18 protein-coding genes are annotated in these 15,740 nt (G+C 57.4%); 6 read left to right on the top strand and 12 right to left on the bottom strand.

What is annotated here, in order from left to right; all coding sequences use genetic code 11:
* Positions 1-119 precede the first annotated feature (119 nt).
* The 5 genes from artP to artJ all read left to right on the top strand — a co-directional run bounded on the left by artP (position 120) and on the right by artJ (position 3,896).
* Positions 120-848, top strand: a complete 729-nt coding sequence (gene artP / locus AA74_RS0117565; protein ID WP_008500030.1) for an arginine ABC transporter ATP-binding protein ArtP — start codon at positions 120-122, stop codon at positions 846-848.
* Between the two features lie 19 nt (positions 849-867).
* The gene (gene artI / locus AA74_RS0117560; RefSeq protein WP_008500032.1) at positions 868-1,599 is read left to right on the top strand and encodes an arginine ABC transporter substrate-binding protein ArtI; all 732 of its coding nucleotides are present in this window, start codon (positions 868-870) and stop codon (positions 1,597-1,599) included.
* A 6-nt stretch (positions 1,600-1,605) separates the two neighbouring features.
* Entirely contained in the window at positions 1,606-2,322 is a 717-nt protein-coding gene (gene artQ, locus AA74_RS0117555) for an arginine ABC transporter permease ArtQ (RefSeq protein WP_025912907.1), read from the top strand.
* Entirely contained in the window at positions 2,322-2,990 is a 669-nt protein-coding gene (gene artM, locus AA74_RS0117550) for an arginine ABC transporter permease ArtM (protein ID WP_008500034.1), read from the top strand. Before artQ ends, artM begins: the two co-directional genes overlap by 1 nt.
* A gap of 174 nt (positions 2,991-3,164) precedes the next feature.
* A complete protein-coding gene (gene artJ, locus AA74_RS0117545) occupies positions 3,165-3,896 on the top strand; it encodes an arginine ABC transporter substrate-binding protein ArtJ (protein WP_025912906.1) in 732 nt (243 codons plus the stop codon).
* 84 nt (positions 3,897-3,980) lie between these two features.
* On the opposite strand, the gene AA74_RS0117540 is transcribed toward artJ, so the two are convergent.
* The 11 genes from AA74_RS0117540 to nfsA form a co-directional block, all read right to left on the bottom strand.
* The gene (locus AA74_RS0117540; protein ID WP_025912905.1) at positions 3,981-5,450 is read right to left on the bottom strand and encodes an ATP-binding protein; all 1,470 of its coding nucleotides are present in this window, start codon (positions 5,448-5,450) and stop codon (positions 3,981-3,983) included.
* Positions 5,434-6,141 carry a response regulator transcription factor gene (locus AA74_RS0117535; RefSeq protein ID WP_025912904.1) on the bottom strand — a complete coding sequence of 236 codons (708 nt, stop codon included), beginning with the start codon at positions 6,139-6,141 and terminating at the stop codon, positions 5,434-5,436. Before AA74_RS0117535 ends, AA74_RS0117540 begins: the two co-directional genes overlap by 17 nt.
* A gap of 105 nt (positions 6,142-6,246) precedes the next feature.
* On the bottom strand, positions 6,247-7,386 hold the full coding sequence (gene rlmC, locus AA74_RS0117530) for a 23S rRNA (uracil(747)-C(5))-methyltransferase RlmC (protein ID WP_025912903.1): 1,140 nt from the start codon (positions 7,384-7,386) through the stop codon (positions 6,247-6,249).
* A 40-nt stretch (positions 7,387-7,426) separates the two neighbouring features.
* The gene (locus tag AA74_RS0117525) at positions 7,427-7,900 is read right to left on the bottom strand and encodes a YbjO family protein (protein ID WP_021240927.1); all 474 of its coding nucleotides are present in this window, start codon (positions 7,898-7,900) and stop codon (positions 7,427-7,429) included.
* A gap of 65 nt (positions 7,901-7,965) precedes the next feature.
* Entirely contained in the window at positions 7,966-8,811 is an 846-nt protein-coding gene (potI, locus tag AA74_RS0117520; RefSeq protein ID WP_008503447.1) for a putrescine ABC transporter permease PotI, read from the bottom strand.
* Positions 8,808-9,761, bottom strand: coding sequence for a putrescine ABC transporter permease PotH (gene potH / locus AA74_RS0117515; protein ID WP_021240928.1), 954 nt, complete (start codon positions 9,759-9,761; stop codon positions 8,808-8,810). The genes potI and potH overlap by 4 nt, the downstream gene beginning before the upstream one ends.
* A 10-nt stretch (positions 9,762-9,771) precedes the next feature.
* A complete protein-coding gene (gene potG / locus AA74_RS0117510; protein ID WP_021240929.1) occupies positions 9,772-10,905 on the bottom strand; it encodes a putrescine ABC transporter ATP-binding subunit PotG in 1,134 nt (377 codons plus the stop codon).
* 98 nt (positions 10,906-11,003) lie between these two features.
* Positions 11,004-12,116 (bottom strand): spermidine/putrescine ABC transporter substrate-binding protein PotF, encoded by a 1,113-nt coding sequence (gene potF / locus AA74_RS0117505; RefSeq protein ID WP_008503444.1) that lies wholly within the window; start codon positions 12,114-12,116, stop codon positions 11,004-11,006.
* 351 nt (positions 12,117-12,467) lie between these two features.
* On the bottom strand, positions 12,468-12,944 hold the full coding sequence (locus AA74_RS0117500; RefSeq protein ID WP_003858385.1) for a YbjN domain-containing protein: 477 nt from the start codon (positions 12,942-12,944) through the stop codon (positions 12,468-12,470).
* Between the two features lie 63 nt (positions 12,945-13,007).
* Entirely contained in the window at positions 13,008-13,910 is a 903-nt protein-coding gene (gene rimK, locus AA74_RS0117495; protein ID WP_021240931.1) for a 30S ribosomal protein S6--L-glutamate ligase, read from the bottom strand.
* Between the two features lie 69 nt (positions 13,911-13,979).
* The gene (nfsA, locus tag AA74_RS0117490; RefSeq protein WP_008503442.1) at positions 13,980-14,702 is read right to left on the bottom strand and encodes a nitroreductase NfsA; all 723 of its coding nucleotides are present in this window, start codon (positions 14,700-14,702) and stop codon (positions 13,980-13,982) included.
* A 185-nt stretch (positions 14,703-14,887) separates the two neighbouring features.
* Between nfsA and AA74_RS0117485 the strand changes: the two genes are divergently transcribed.
* Entirely contained in the window at positions 14,888-15,157 is a 270-nt protein-coding gene (locus AA74_RS0117485) for a GrxA family glutaredoxin (protein WP_006809455.1), read from the top strand.
* A gap of 35 nt (positions 15,158-15,192) precedes the next feature.
* Here AA74_RS0117485 and AA74_RS0117480 read toward each other — a convergent pair whose 3' ends face one another.
* Positions 15,193-15,567: an inner membrane protein YbjM gene (locus AA74_RS0117480; protein WP_025912901.1), complete on the bottom strand. Its 375-nt coding sequence runs from the start codon at positions 15,565-15,567 to the stop codon at positions 15,193-15,195.
* Positions 15,568-15,740 lie beyond the last annotated feature (173 nt).

Genomic DNA, 15,740 nt, shown 5'->3' with positions numbered 1-15,740 from the left:
AGAGGAAATACGGGTTATATTTAACTTTTAACGCAGAAATATTGCATAACTATTCTGTCAACGGTACTATCTGCGGCCTCAATTGCTATAGATTGCCTGGATGAGTAAAGACTGCCCCGATGAGTATTAAACTAAACGGCATTAACTGCTTCTACGGCGCACACCAGGCGCTGTTTGACATCACGCTGAACTGCCCGGAAGGCGAAACGCTGGTTTTGCTTGGCCCAAGCGGTGCAGGCAAAAGTTCCCTTCTGCGCGTCCTTAATCTGCTTGAAATGCCTCGTTCAGGTACGCTGGCAATTGCCGGTAACCATTTTGATTTCGCAAAGACGCCGTCTGATAAGGCGATTCGCGAGCTGCGTCAAAACGTCGGCATGGTCTTCCAGCAATACAATCTCTGGCCGCACCTGACGGTGCTGCAAAACCTGATTGAAGCCCCGTGCCGCGTGCTGGGGTTAAGCAAAGATCAGGCCATCGCGCGTGCCGAAAAGCTGCTGGAGCGTCTGCGCCTCAAGCCCTACAGCGACCGCTACCCGCTGCACCTGTCCGGTGGTCAGCAGCAGCGCGTGGCCATTGCCCGTGCGCTGATGATGGAGCCTGCGGTACTGCTGTTTGATGAACCCACCGCCGCGCTGGACCCGGAAATCACCGCTCAGATCGTCAGCATTATTCGCGAGCTGGCGGAAACCAACATTACGCAGGTTATCGTTACCCACGAAGTGGAAGTGGCGCGTAAAACCGCCAGCCGTGTGGTGTACATGGAAAACGGGTATATCGTTGAGCAAGGTGATGCGAGCTGCTTCGCTAACCCGCAAACCGATGCCTTCAAAAACTATTTATCTCATTGATTGTGTCAGGGGAAATATAATGAAAAAAGTATTACTTGCCGTGCTGCTTGCTGGCGTTACCCTTTCCGCTACCGCAGCTCAGACCATTCGTTTCGCCACGGAAGCCTCTTACCCTCCGTTTGAATCCATTGATGCGAACAACAAAATTGTTGGCTTTGACGTGGACCTGGCTAACGCCCTGTGTAAAGAGATCGATGCGACCTGCACCTTCAGCAACCAGGCGTTCGACAGCCTGATCCCAAGCCTGAAGTTCCGCCGTATCGACGCCGTAATGGCCGGTATGGACATCACCCCGGAGCGTGAAAAGCAGGTGCTGTTCACCACCCCTTACTACGATAACTCTGCCCTGTTCATTGGTCAGAAAGGCAAATTCACCTCTGTCGATCAGCTGAAAGGCAAAAAAGTGGGCGTGCAGAACGGTACCACGCACCAGAAATTCATCATGGATAAGCATCCGGAAATCACCACCGTGCCATATGACAGCTACCAGAACGCGAAGCTGGATCTGCAGAATGGCCGTATCGACGGCGTATTTGGCGATACCGCTGTCGTGACCGAGTGGCTGAAAGCCAACGACAAGCTGGCGCCAGTGGGCGACAAAGTGACCGATAAGGACTACTTCGGTACCGGTCTGGGGATTGCCGTTCGTCAGGGCAACACTGAGCTGCAGCAGAAATTCAACGCTGCGCTGGAAAAAGTGAAGAAAGACGGCACCTACGAAACCATCTACAAAAAATGGTTCCAGAAGTAATTCCTGATGAATGAAATTTTTCCTTTAGCAAGCGCCGCCGGGATGACCGTCGGCCTTGCCGTTTGCGCACTGATTATCGGCCTGGTGCTGGCGATGTTCTTTGCGGTGTGGGAATCCGCGAAATGGTTCCCCGTCGCCTGGGCAGGCTCCGCGCTGGTCACCGTGCTGCGTGGGCTACCGGAAATTCTGGTGGTCCTGTTCATCTATTTCGGTTCCTCGCAGCTGCTGCTCACGCTGTCGGACGGCTTCACGATTAATCTCGGCTTTGCGCAGATCCCGGTGCAGATGCAGATTGACAACTTCGACGTCAGCCCGTTCCTGTGCGGCGTCATTGCGCTCTCCCTGCTCTACTCCGCGTACGCGTCGCAAACCCTGCGCGGTGCGCTGAAGGCCGTGCCGCAGGGACAGTGGGAGTCGGGTCAGGCGTTAGGGTTGTCGAAATCCGCCATCTTCTTCCGTCTGGTGATGCCGCAGATGTGGCGTCATGCCCTGCCGGGCCTCGGCAACCAGTGGCTGGTGCTGCTGAAAGATACCGCGCTGGTGAGCCTGATCAGCGTTAACGATCTGATGCTGCAAACCAAAAGCATCGCCACCCGTACCCAGGAGCCGTTTACCTGGTACATTGTGGCGGCGGCAATCTACCTGGTGATCACGTTGCTCAGTCAGTACATCCTCAAGCGTATTGACCTGCGAGCGACGCGCTTTGAACGGAGACCAGGCTGATGCTTGAATACTTTCCCGAGTTGATGAAAGGGCTGCACACCAGCCTGACGCTGACCGTGGCGTCCATTATCGTGGCGCTGATCCTGGCGCTCATCTTCACCATCATCCTGACGCTGAAAACGCCGGTGCTGGTGTGGATTGTGCGCGGGTACATCACCCTGTTTACCGGTACGCCGCTGCTGGTGCAGATCTTCCTGATTTACTACGGCCCGGGCCAGTTCCCGTCGCTGCAGGAATATCCGGTTATCTGGCATCTGCTCTCTGAGCCATGGCTGTGTGCCCTGATTGCCCTTTCGCTGAACAGCGCGGCCTATACCACCCAGCTGTTCTTTGGTGCGATCCGCGCCATTCCGGAAGGCCAGTGGCAGTCCTGCGGGGCGCTGGGCATGAGCAAGAAGGACACGCTGGCGATCCTGCTGCCGTACGCCTTTAAGCGCGCGCTCTCCTCCTACTCCAACGAAGTGGTGCTGGTGTTCAAGAGTACCTCGCTGGCCTATACCATCACCCTGATGGAGGTGATGGGACACGGACAGCTGCTGTACGGGCGCACCTATGACGTGATGGTGTTCGGTGCGGCGGGCGTGGTCTATCTGGTGGTGAACGGTCTGCTGACGCTGATGATGCGCCTTATTGAGCGTAAAGCGCTGGCGTTTGAGCGCAGGAATTAACCGCGCAAGTGCATAAAACGGTATTCATGGAGCGGGTAACCTGATGGGTTATCCGCTTTTTTTTCGCGCTCAACACAATACTTAATCATTTTTATTGCATACAAATTCATTAACTGGCATTGTACATCCAGGCCGCAGACACGGCGCATCAATAAGACAGACGGGAGCATTACAATGAAAAAGTTAGTTCTGGCCGCATTACTCGCCACCTTCGCCGCTGGCGCATCCGCTGCGGATAAAATCAATTTCGGCGTCTCCGCCACCTATCCGCCGTTTGAATCGCTGGATGCCAGCAACCAGATCGTCGGTTTCGATATCGATCTGGCGAAAGCGCTGTGCAAACAGATGCAGGCCGACTGCACCTTTACTAACCATGCTTTTGACAGCCTGATCCCGTCGCTGAAGTTCAAAAAATACGACGCGGTGATCTCCGGGATGGACATCACGCCTGAGCGCAGCAAGCAGGTCGCGTTCACCGACCCGTACTACGCCAACTCGGCGGTGGTGATTGCGAAGAAAGGCGCGTATACCTCTTTCGAGCAGCTGAAAGGCAAACGCATCGGGATGGAAAACGGCACCACGCACCAGAAATATCTCCAGGACAAACATCCGGAAGTGAAGACCGTGGCCTATGACAGCTACCAGAACGCGATTATCGACCTGAAAAATGGCCGTATCGACGGCGTCTTCGGCGATACCGCCGTGGTGAACGAATGGCTGAAAACCAACCCGCAGCTGGGCACCGCAACGGAAAAAGTGACCGACCCGCAGTACTTCGGCACGGGCCTCGGCATTGCGGTACGTCCGGATAACAAAGCCCTGCTGGAAAAACTGAACGGCGCGCTGAAAGCGATTAAAGCGGACGGGACGTACCAGAAAATTAGCGAACAGTGGTTCCCGCAGTAATGTCTTTTGCCGGGTGACGGCTTCGCCTTACCCGGCCTACGGGGGGAGTTGTGCCGGGTAAGCGCAGCGCCACCCGGCACTCTCTCACAGCGGCACAAAGAACCTGAACCGCGCCCCGCTCGCCGACTCCATCAGCCTGATCCCGCCGCCGTGCAGCTCCAGCATCCGTTTCACAATCAGCAGCCCTAACCCGCCGCGATTCTCTCTCGACGCCTGGGTGTTGAGCGCCGACGGCCGCTGGAACAGATCGTCGCGCAGCGCGGCATCCACGCCCGTTCCGCTGTCGGACACTTCGACCTGCAGCTGTTCATTTTCCTGCCACACCGCCAGGCGAATTTCTCCGCCGCCAGGCGTATGGCGCATCGCGTTATCCAGCAGGTTGGTCACCACGCGTTCAATCATCGACACATCGGCGTTTACCATCGGCAGCGGCCCCGGCACGTCAATATGCAGATTGACCTCGCGCGTGCGGGCCGTGAGCTCAAACTTCTGCGCCACGTCGGAAATCAGCTCCGCCATTGCGAACCGCTCGCGCTGGGGTTTAATACCGCCGTGTTCAAGGCGCGCCAGCTCAAAAAGCTGCTGCGAAAGATGCCGGACTTTTTGCCCCTGACGCAGCGCGGTGGCGAGATACTGCTGATGCTCCTGCGGCGTCAGGGTGGCGGATTTGAGCGACAGGGTTTCGAGATAGCCCAGCAGCGAGGTGAGCGGCGTGCGGAGATCGTGCGAAATATTGGCGATAAACTCACGACGCTGACGATCGCTGTCGGCCAGCCGATCCCACTGTTGGGTGATTTTGCGCGCCAGCTCGATAAAGCTGTTGCGCAGGATCGCCACCTCATCTTTTGCCGCCGCGTCCGGCGTCTGTCCCGCCAGCAGCCTGATGGCGCTTATGCTGTCCTGCTCCAGCCCGGCGACCTCCACCGTCAGCTGTTTGACCGGGCGCGTGACCCAGTACCAGACCAGCAGCCCTGCCAGCAGCCCAAACAGCGCGACCCACAGCAGCGACCACAGGACGGTACTCCACAGCGCCTTGTGCCAGGCCATTTCCGCCAGGGCGTTTGACTCCTCGCCCTGCAAAATAATGTACAGATAGCCTTTTAGCTCGCCGTCCTGCCGCAGCGGCGTGGCGCTAAAGACTTTTTGATTTTGACTGCGCGGATCGTCGCCCAGTACCGGCATGGCGGTGCCGCTCAGGAAGCTCTGCACCGGTGCCAGATCGATTTTTTGCCGCTGAATATGGCCCGGCGGGGCAGCGTCGGCGAGGATATCGCCGTCCGGGGAGACAACGTAGAGCTCAACGCTCGGATTAAAGGTCATCAGCCGGCCAAACAGCGGTTTCAGCGCGCTGCGGTCGACCCTGCCCTGCGCATCCAGAATCGGTTCGCGCTGGACGATCTGCTGCGCCAGCCCGCCCGATAACCGCTGCACCATCGCATTACCGTACTGCATGCTGCTGTAGAGCTGGACCGCGCAGGCGACGGCGGCGCAGAGCATCATCAGCAGGATGAAGAGCAGCGTCAGGCGCTGGCTCAGGCTAAAGCGACGCATCATGCTGCGGCTCCGCAAATTTGTAGCCCTTGCCCCAGACGGTGCGAATGATCTCCGGCTCGGCGGCGTCCTTCTCTATCTTGATGCGCAGGCGGTTGATATGGGTGTTGACGGTGTGCTCGTAGCCTTCGTGCTGGTAGCCCCAGACCTGCTCCAGCAGCGCCAGACGGGAGAACACCTCACCGGGATGACGGGCAAAGAAGTAGAGCAGCTCGAACTCGCGCGGGGTGAGGTCCACCACCTGGCCGTGAAGCAGCACGCTGCGCGCCAGCGGATCGATGGTCAGCCCGTGCGCCTGAATATGTCCGTCAGTTTGCGCCTGCCCCATCGCCTGCTGGCGACGAAACAGCGCTTTGATCCGCGCAATCAGCTCCTGCACGGAGAACGGTTTTGCCAGATAGTCATCGGCGCCGGTTTCCAGCCCGGTAATGCGGTCGGTTTCGCTGCTGCGGGCGCTGATGATGATCACCGGCAGGTAGCGCGTCATCTGACGGATGCGGCGGCAAATCTCCAGACCGTCAACGTTGGGCAGCATCAGGTCGAGGATCACCGCATCCCACGTCTGGGCTTCAAGACGCTGTAAGGCGTTGCCCCCGTCGGGCTCGTGGGTGATGGCGTAGCCTTCGTCTTCTAAATTGAGTCGCAGAAGCGCCGCGATATCGTGGTCGTCTTCTACCAGCAGGATCTGCTTCATGGGTAAGCCTATATTCATGTCTTATGACGTAAGCTTACCTGATTTCGCCGGGATGAAGAGTTCACATTTTGTTGAACATTGTGCGGGGGTCATGCCGGGTGGCGGCTACGCCTTGCCCGGCCTACGGGTTAACAACGTCAACACTTCATAATGTGCGGTGTGCGGGAACATATCGAAAAGCTGAACGCGTTCAATGCGATAGCCCGGCAGTTGAGCGATGTCTTTCGCCATGGTCTGCGCGTTGCAGCTGGAATAGATGATGTATTCCGGCGCCATCTGGCTCAGGTAGTCGCATAGCACATTCCCGATGCCGCGGCGCGGCGGGTTAACCAGCACCAGCTCCGGCACGTTGCCCTGGCCGGTGGCGAACTGCGTGGAGTCGAGCGCCTGGAAGCGCAGATTCGTTAACCCCAGCTCAGAGGCAGACTGCTTCGCGCAGGCAATCGCTTCGGCAGAGATCTCAATCCCGGTGAGCTGCATCTCCGGCGTGGCGCAGTGCAGGCCAAACCCGCCCACGCCGCAGAACAGATCCCACATATGGTGAACGTTCAACGCACGCACCCAGTCGCGGGCGGTGGCGTACAGGCGGCTTGCCACGGTCGGGTTGGTCTGGAAGAAGCTTTGCGGGCGGATCCACAGCGGCACGCCGTTGAAGCGCTCCGCCAGCGCGTGCTGGTCGGTGAAGAAAATCTCTTTCTCCCCTTCCATGATCGCCATATGCACCGGCTGAATGTTCGCCGTAATGACCTTCAGCTGCGGAAGCTGCGCCTGCAGCCACGGCAGGGCCGCGCGCAGCTGCTCAAGCTTAGTTTCAGAGCGCAGCACGAAGCGCAGCATCATGCCGCCGTCGATCTGGCTTTCGGTCAGCAGAAGGTATTTCAGCTCGCCGCGCTTGCGGGCCACGTTATAGGGCGTTAACCCCGCCCGGGCAATAAACGGCTTAAGCGCGGCAAAGACCGGTGCAAAGGAGTCGGGATACAGCGGGCAGTCGGTTAAGTCTTCCGGCGTGCCGTCGCGGTGCAGCATTCCCAGCAGCGGTTTTTCTACGCTGCCGCTGACCACCATTTTGGCTTTGTTGCGAAAACCCTGTTCCGGGCCGCTGACGGGTGCGCACCACTCGCCCACCGCGTGTGCTGCCAGCAGCTGTTGCAGGTCGGCCATTTTGGCGGTGAGTTGTTGAGAGACCGGCTGTTCTATCCACTGACAGGAGCGGCAGCGTCCGGCGTCATAGAGTGCGCACTGCATATCAAAACCTTAAGAATCACGAGGGCTGCGATTATACACATTATTGCAGGCGGAAGAACCGCCGACTGGAGGCCGGAACGAAGAGGAGACAGAGCACCAGCATATCCGGCAGCTTTTGCATAAACAGCGCGCGCAGGATCTCACGTTTGGATTCACCGGCAATGCTGAACAGCTCCGGGTAGCCGTAGCCCAGCGAGGCGGCCCACAGATAGCTCGCCGCGGTAATCTGCGTCAGCAGATAGACCCAGCGCGCCCAGTTGCGCCCTTTGACCAGCGAAAACGCGCAGTAAATCTCGATAAACACCAGCACCAGGCTGCTCAAAAAGACCAGCGTCAGATTCCACGTCTGCACGCTGCGGTGAATGAATTCACCGATGCCGCGCACGCCCAGGGTGTTTAAAATCATCAGCACGTCCAGGCAGCGGATCATAATAATGGCGAGCGCCGCCACCTGAACCAGTGCAGGTACGTTAGGACGCGCGTGCGTAATACGTGATTTTTTTAATAATCCCAATGTTTTACTTCCCTGAAAAACAGTGCCGCGTCATGCGCGGCACATCACTGGAAATTTTAAATCCTTCAGCCGCGTCTTGCACGCTGGATATCGCGCACGCGCTGTTTTTCCGCGCGCGCCATCAAATACCAGGCGATAAATCCGACAATTCCGACCACGCCGAGGATGATAGAGGCCAGGGCGTTGATCTCCGGGTTGACCCCCATGCGCACGCTGGAGAAGACCAGCATCGGCAGCGTCGTCGCCCCCGGGCCGGAAACAAAGCTGGCGATCACCAGATCGTCGAGCGACAGGGTAAACGCCAGCAGCCAGCCAGAGATCACCGCCGGCATAATCATCGGCAGCGTGATGATGAAAAAGACCTTCAGCGGCGTCGCGCCGAGATCCATCGCCGCCTCTTCAATGGAGCGATCCAGCTCGCGCAGGCGCGAGGCGATCACCACCGCGACATAGGCGGTACAGAAGGTGACGTGCGCCAGCCAGATGGTGAGCATCCCGCGATCCGCCGGCCAGCCGATGGCATGCGCCAGGGCCACGAACAGCAGCAGCAGCGCGAGACCGGTGATCACGTCCGGCATAACCAGCGGGGCGGTGATCATAAAGGCGAAGCCGTTCGAACCGCGAAAACGCCCGAAGCGCACCATCACCAGCGCGGCGATCGTGCCCAGCACGGACGCCATGGTCGCCGCCAGCGCCGCAATGGTCAGGCTCAGCCCCACCGCGCTCATCATCGCATCATCGTGGAACAGCTCGCTGTACCAGCGCGTCGACCAGCCTGCCCAGACCGTCACCAGTTTGGAGCTGTTGAACGAGTAGATCACCAGCATCAGCATCGGCGCATACAGGAAGGTAAAGCCGATGACCAGGATCGCAATTCGCCACGGGGAGCGCACTACCGGTAAGTTGTTCATCCGCGATCTCCCATCTGTTTCTGCTGATGCTTGTGGAACCACATGATCGGCACGATCAGCAGCAGCAGCATGACAATCGCCACCGCCGACGCCACCGGCCAGTCGCGGTTATTGAAGAACTCCTGCCACAGCACGCGGCCAATCATGATGCTGTCCGGGCCGCCGAGCAGTTCAGGGATCACAAACTCCCCTACCGCCGGGATAAAGACCAGCATTGACCCGGCGATAATGCCGCCTTTGGTCAGCGGGACAATGACGCTGAAGAAGGTTTTTAACGGGCGGGCGCCGAGATCGAGCGACGCTTCCACCAGCGAATAATCAATGCGCGTCAGCGCCGTGTAGATCGGCAGCACCATAAACGGCAGGTAGGCGTACACAATGCCGATATAGACCGCGAGGTTGGTGTGCAGGATCGTCAGCGGCTGATCGATAACCCCGAGCCACATGAGAAAGTTATTCAGCACGCCATTGTTTTTCAGGATCCCCATCCAGGCGTAAACGCGGATCAGGAACGAGGTCCACGACGGCAGGATCACCAGCAGCAGCAGGATGTTACGCGTCGACGGCTTGCTGTGCGCCACCGCCCACGCCAGCGGATAGCCCATCACCAGACAGCAGAGCGTCGAGATCGCCGCTACCTGCAGCGACTGCAGATAGGCTTCGAAATAGAGCGGATCGTCGGTGAGCTGCAGGAAGTTACCCAGGTTTAAGGTCAGCGTCAGCTGCCCGTCGGCCCAGTCCAGCAGGTTGGTGTAAGGCGGGATCGCCCGCGCCATTTCCGCCAGGCTTATCTTGAAAACAATCAGGAACGGCAGCAGGAACAGCAGGATCAGCCACACGTATGGCATGGCGATCACCAGCTTGCGGCCGTGCTTCATCTGCATGCGCGTCAGCCAGTGGGCAAAGCCGCCCGGCTTTTCGACGCGGGCTGGAGGTTCAAGTGTACTCATTGGCCGCTCCTTATACCGTCAGCACAACGCAACTGTCTGCATCCCAACACAGGCGCACTTCGTCGCCCCAGGTAGGCTGCCCCTTGCGGTAGCGATGTTCGTTCTGTAACTGCGCGCTGAGCATCTGCCCGCTTTTCAGGCGCACGTGGTAGATGGAGAGATCGCCCAGATAGGCAATGTGCACCACTTCGCCCACGGCAAAGTTATAGCCATCGGCAGGCGGATCCTCACAGAGCATGATCTTCTCCGGACGCAGCGCGACGTAGACCGGCACGTTATCCACCACGGAGTTATCCGGATCGACCTTAAGCGGATGCTGCAGCCCCGGCGATTCGATGACCAGACCGTCTTCCTGACGATCTTTCAGCAGCCCCTCGAAGACGTTAACCGAGCCGATGAACTCCGCGCTGTAGCGGGTGGTCGGATGCTCATAAATCTCTTCCGGCTCGCCAATCTGCACGAACTTCCCGCGGTTCATGATGGCGATACGCCCGGCCATGGTCATGGCCTCTTCCTGGTCGTGGGTGACCATCACGCAGGTCACGCCCACGCGCTCGAGGATATCGACTACTTCAAGCTGCATACGGTCGCGCAGCTTTTTATCCAGCGCGCCCATCGGCTCATCAAGCAGCAGCAGTTTCGGGCGTTTTGCCAGGCTGCGGGCCAGGGCCACGCGCTGGCGCTGGCCGCCGGAGAGCTGGTGCGGCTTACGCTTCGCGAACTCCTGCATGTGCACCAGGCTCAGCATCTCTGCCACGCGCGCGGTAATTTCAGCCTTCGGCAGCTTGTCCTGCTTCAGGCCAAAGGCGATGTTCTGCTCCACCGTCATATGCGGGAACAGCGCGTAGGACTGGAACATCATGTTGATCGGGCGCTGATACGGCGGCACGCTGGAGAGGTCCACGCCGTCGAGCACGATCTGCCCGGCGGTGGGCTGTTCAAAACCGGCCAGCATACGCAGCAGGGTCGATTTACCACAGCCAGAGGCCCCCAGAAGGGCAAAAATTTCGCCTTTATAGATCGTCAGGCTGACGTCGTCCACGGCATGCTGGCCATCGAAAGATTTGGTGAGGTTACGAATTTCAAGAAGCGGGGTCAGCGCTTTACGGACTTTCGCCTGCGGGCGGGGGATCGCGTCATTCACGGGGTGTTCTCCGGTAGAGATCAAATCATGGTGCAGGCGCACCAGAACGGTGCGCCTGTTGCCGGGGGCGCTTCGCTTGCCCGGCCTGTGACAAAGGGTTATTTACCGCTTTTCACCTTGGTCCACGCGCGGGTACGCACGCGGTCAATTTTTGGATCCTGGACTTTCAGGGTGAAGAGCTTGGCGAACACATCCGCTGGCGGATAGATAGCCGGGTTATTACGGATCTCTTCGCTCACCAGCGGCACGGAGGCCTTGTTACCGTTCGCGTAGTAAACGTGGTCGCTGATGTGGGCGATAACCTCAGGACGCATCAGGTAGTTGAGGAACTGATACGCTTCGTCTTTGTTTTTGGCGTCAGCCGGCATCGCGAAGACGTCGAAGAAGGCCAGCGCCCCCTCTTTCGGAATGAAGTAGGAGACGTTCACGCCGTTTTTCGCCTCTTTCGCGCGGTTCGCCGCCTGCCATACGTCCCCTGCCCAGCCGATCGCGACGCAGATGTCGCCGTTCGCCAGGTCGTTGATGTACTGGGACGAGTGGAAGTAACGAATGTTTGGACGCAGCTTCAGCAGCAGATCGGTCGCCGGGCCTGTGTAATCATCGGCCTTATTGCTGTTCGGATCTTTGCCCAGGTAGTTCAGCACGGTCGCGAAAATCTCTTCCGGCGCATCGAGGAAGGAGACGCCGCAGCTTTTCAGCTTCTCAAGGTTTTCCGGCTTCAGCACCACGTCCCAGCTGTCCAGCTTCACGTCCGGGCCCAGCGCGGCTTTGACTTTATCCACGTTGTAGCCGATACCGGTGGTCGCCCACAGGTAAGGCATCGCGTATTTGTTGTCCGGGTCGTGCTTAGCCACCAGCTTCAGCACTTCCGGATCGAGATTTTTCCAGTTCGGTAATTTGCTCTTATCCAGCGGCTGGAAGACGCCTGCCGTCAGCTGGCGCTCCAGGAAGCTTGCGGAAGGCACCACGAGGTCGAACCCGGTGCTGCCCGCCATCAGCTTTCCTTCCAGCACTTCATTGGAATCGAACACGTCGTAGACGACTTTAATGCCGGTCTCTTTTTCAAAATTTGCCACCGTGTCCGGCGCAATATAGTCAGACCAGTTATAAACGTGCAGCGTTTTTTGTTCCGCAGCGAGCGTGCCGGCAGAGACGGCCATCAGAGCACCCGCAACCAGACCCGATAACCATTTTTTATTCAAGGCGATCATAGTGTTATTCCTTCTGAAAGCTCGTTAACAAACGAACTAAAACTGTGCAATCAGGATATATGCAAAAATCATGCATAGTTTGTCGCTCTGCTCAAAATAAAAAGAAACCTCTTTACCCGGCAGCTTCCGCTCGCTTTTTTAAGCATCGCAAGAATAACTGTAGCCCGTGTCCCCGGCTATAGCCCAGACGAAAAAACGCCTTTTATCAATTTTTTATGCAGGTTAAGTCTACGTGATAAGCCGAAACGGCCTTCAGGGAGGTGAATAATTCTTTAAAGAAAGGTTAAAAGCAGCAGAAAAAATGGCCTTCTGCAGCCGCTATGGCAGCGACTGCGCAAAAGTCAGACAGGCTTAGTGAAGAAAATTGGGAGATGCATCATTATTCTCTGCATCATCTTCCGCGCTATACAGCAGATGGTGTGCATTGGCTTCCATCATAACCATGGAAATTTGCTCTTCGCTCAAGCGCATAAACCAGGCGAACTGCTTGAACGACAGCCCTGCCCCGGAGAATAAAGACTGGCAAACGACCAGTTTTGGCAGATTATCATCCTGTATGTCGAGAAATGCCTTCACCGTCAAAGAACTGGCATTGATTGCCGACAGGTCGGAAGCCAGCGCCAGCAGCGCGGAGGGCTTCACTTCGGCCAGCGCGGAGAAAAGGATCACGTCGTTAATCAGATCGATTTTGGCATCGAAAATGCCGTCGAAATTCTGCATATGAGGCAGATGCAGCGCCTGGCAGGAATCACATTCGAAGAACGTAATTCCGGCATCATCAAGCCATTGACGTAACGTATCCAGTGTAGGTACGACCTGTAAATCCATCGCGATGCAGCCTCTTTAATAAAAACTTCGCATAGGGTACTTAAAAAGCGCGCGGTAATCCATTTAACCACCCGTTTTCAGACAGTAGCCCGGCGTCGCATGACGCTCGATCCATAAGATCATTTTACCCGCAATATCGACCCCTGTGGTTTTTTCCACACCTTCCAGCCCCGGCGAGGCGTTCACCTCCATGACCAGCGGCCCACGCGTCGCCCGCAGAAGATCTACACCCGCCACGTCCAGCCCCAGGGTTTGCGCCGCTTTCACGGCAATTTCCCGTTCGCGATCGCTGATATCGGCGATTCTGGCAATGCCGCCGCGGTGAAGATTAGAGCGGAAATCGCCCTCTTTGGCCTGCCGCTCGATAGCCGCTACGACCTCGTTACCCACCACAAAACAGCGAATATCGCGCCCTTTCGCCTCTTCGATATACTCCTGCACCAGAATGTGGGCATTGAGGCCCCGGAAGGCATCAATCACGCTCTCCGCCGCCTGACGGGTCTCCGCCAGCACCACGCCAATGCCCTGCGTGCCTTCCACCAGCTTGATCACCAAAGGCGCGCCGCCCACCATGTCGATCAGATCGCTGGTGTCGTCCGGGGAATGGGCAATCCCGGTGACGGGAAGATCGATCCCCTGACGGGCAAGAAGCTGCAGCGAGCGCAGCTTGTCGCGGGCGCGGGAAATGGCGACGGATTCGTTGAGCGGGTAGCTGCCCAGCATCTCGAACTGGCGCAGCGCGGCGGTGCCGTAATAGGTAATCTGGGAGCCGATGCGGGGGATCACCGCATCAAAGTGCGGCAGCTTGCGGCCTTTGTAGTGAATCGACGAGGCGGCCGGATCGATGTTCATATAGCAGGACATCGGGTCGAGGATTTCAACCTGATGCCCGCGTTTCGCCGCCGCTTCTCGCAGGCGCTTACATGAATAGAGCGTTCCATCCCGGGACAATATGGCAATTTTCACCCTGCACCTCTCTGAAGACATGGAAAAAGCCTGCGTATCATATACGCAGGCAGGCGCAGGATAAATGGACTATCGCGTCGCCCAGCCCTGTTTGTGCAGGTAATCAAGAATAAACGGGCGATTTTCTTTAATGATGGTGCGGCGAATATGGTCCGTCCAGGTGTCGCGACGGTTATTGCTGCCGCGCGTCATGTAGTAGTTCGCCAGCTCTTCGTCGTAGTGATTCAAGACGTCCTGATCGACCGGCTGGTAGTGGTTTTCATGCACCAGCATCGCCGCAGGAATGCGCGGCTTCAGATCCGGGTTATCCGCCGGCCAGCCAAGGCACAGGCCAAACAGCGGCAGCACGTGTTTTGGCAGCTTCAGCAGGTCGGTCACACTTTGAATGTTGTTACGCAGGCCGCCAATGTAAACGCCGCCTAACCCCAGCGACTCCGCCGCCGTAAAGGCGTTTTGCGCCATCAGCGCGGTATCCACCACGCCCAGCAGCAGCTGTTCGGCCAGGCCCAGCTCGGCCTCAGGGCAGATCTGCAGGTGGCGGTTAAAGTCGGCGCAGAATACCCAGAACTCGGCAGCCTGAGCCACATGCTTCTGCCCGCCGGTCAGCGTCACCAGCTGTTCACGCATCGCCGGGTCGGTAATGCGGATAATGGAGCTGCACTGCAGGAAGCTGGAGCTGGAGGTCGCCCTTGCGCTGTTAATAATCGCTTCGCGCTGCGCATCGGTAATCGGCTCATCGGTGAAGTGGCGAATGGAACGATGGGAAAGGAGCAGGTCTATGGTTGGCGTCATCTTATCTCTCTTTGTCTTGCTTAAACCGTATGGCAGCCAGTATAGGCAATGATATGCGCGGTGTAATTGGCGAAACATAGCTCATAGATATTATAACGACAGGCGAAACCTTCTTTAATGACGACAGGTTATGGGGCACTATACGTGTCATTCGCCGTCAGGCTTGTTTTTTTGAGGAGAGAGAAATGTTTGCAGTTATTTTTGGTCGTCCAGGGTGCCCTTACTGTGTGCGCGCGAAAGAGTTGGCTGAGAAACTGACCGAAGAGCGCGATGACTTCAACTTCCGCTATGTGGACATCCACGCGGAAGGCATCACCAAAGCCGATCTGGAAAAAACTGTCGGTAAGCCGGTTGAAACCGTACCGCAGATCTTCCTCGATCAGAAACACATTGGCGGCTGCACCGACTTTGAAGCTTACGCCAAAGAGCACCTGGGCCTGTTTGCTGCCCAGTAATGAAATGAAAGGACGCCCTCACCGAGAGGGCGTTTTTATTTGTGGTGCCGTCGGTTATGAAGCAGACTGCGCACAAATAAGTAGCAGAGCGCGCCAAGGGCGCACCAGAAAACAGCGCTCATCAACCACGCCAGCTCCTGCCAGAAACTCCGCGTAGAGATATACAGCAAGCGCATCATCAGCAAACAGAGCGGCGCGGCCAGCATGGCGCCCAGCAGTGGCTTCACCACCTCCCCTTTACGGGAGAGAAAACTGGCAGCTGCCCCCGGCAGGGTAAAAAAGAGCAACCCGAGCTCCGGATGACCCGACGCCCTGAATGCCCCTTTCACGTTAAAAGCAAGCGACATGCATACGACCGTGAACAGCAAAAAGCAGCTGATCACCCCCGCCCAGTTTCGTTTCATATTCAACCTATCCTCCTGACTTATCTCTATCAAATACACTTTCGTCGGGTAGACGCCCAGTCAGATAAAGCAATGCGGCAATCCTTGCCAAAGTACGCACAGGGTGATGCGATAATCAGTAGCTGTCAGTAGCTAATGCGATTAAACTACACGCCAGCTAATGTTTTAGGGAATAAAGC

Origin of the sequence: Enterobacter sp. 5-4 (genome assembly GCF_000612205.1) — a bacterium.
GTDB classification, from domain to species: domain Bacteria; phylum Pseudomonadota; class Gammaproteobacteria; order Enterobacterales; family Enterobacteriaceae; genus Enterobacter; species Enterobacter roggenkampii.
The sequence above is the reverse complement of the archived record's forward strand: the minus strand, read 5'-3'. Positions and strand labels throughout refer to the sequence as shown.

What these genes read in the sequence shown, in the direction of transcription:
- nfsA (WP_008503442.1), bottom strand. Translation starts at nt 14,702, where the DNA reads ATGACGCCAACCATAGACCTGCTCCTTTCCCATCGTTCCATTCGCCAC.
- rlmC (WP_025912903.1), bottom strand. Translation starts at nt 7,386, where the DNA reads ATGCAGTGCGCACTCTATGACGCCGGACGCTGCCGCTCCTGTCAGTGG.
- potF (WP_008503444.1), bottom strand. Translation starts at nt 12,116, where the DNA reads ATGATCGCCTTGAATAAAAAATGGTTATCGGGTCTGGTTGCGGGTGCT.
- AA74_RS0117485 (WP_006809455.1), top strand. Translation starts at nt 14,888, where the DNA reads ATGTTTGCAGTTATTTTTGGTCGTCCAGGGTGCCCTTACTGTGTGCGC.
- artJ (WP_025912906.1), top strand. Translation starts at nt 3,165, where the DNA reads ATGAAAAAGTTAGTTCTGGCCGCATTACTCGCCACCTTCGCCGCTGGC.
- AA74_RS0117540 (WP_025912905.1), bottom strand. Translation starts at nt 5,450, where the DNA reads ATGATGCGTCGCTTTAGCCTGAGCCAGCGCCTGACGCTGCTCTTCATC.
- artM (WP_008500034.1), top strand. Translation starts at nt 2,322, where the DNA reads ATGCTTGAATACTTTCCCGAGTTGATGAAAGGGCTGCACACCAGCCTG.
- potI (WP_008503447.1), bottom strand. Translation starts at nt 8,811, where the DNA reads ATGAACAACTTACCGGTAGTGCGCTCCCCGTGGCGAATTGCGATCCTG.
- AA74_RS0117500 (WP_003858385.1), bottom strand. Translation starts at nt 12,944, where the DNA reads ATGGATTTACAGGTCGTACCTACACTGGATACGTTACGTCAATGGCTT.
- artQ (WP_025912907.1), top strand. Translation starts at nt 1,606, where the DNA reads ATGAATGAAATTTTTCCTTTAGCAAGCGCCGCCGGGATGACCGTCGGC.
- AA74_RS0117535 (WP_025912904.1), bottom strand. Translation starts at nt 6,141, where the DNA reads ATGAAGCAGATCCTGCTGGTAGAAGACGACCACGATATCGCGGCGCTT.
- artI (WP_008500032.1), top strand. Translation starts at nt 868, where the DNA reads ATGAAAAAAGTATTACTTGCCGTGCTGCTTGCTGGCGTTACCCTTTCC.
- potH (WP_021240928.1), bottom strand. Translation starts at nt 9,761, where the DNA reads ATGAGTACACTTGAACCTCCAGCCCGCGTCGAAAAGCCGGGCGGCTTT.
- artP (WP_008500030.1), top strand. Translation starts at nt 120, where the DNA reads ATGAGTATTAAACTAAACGGCATTAACTGCTTCTACGGCGCACACCAG.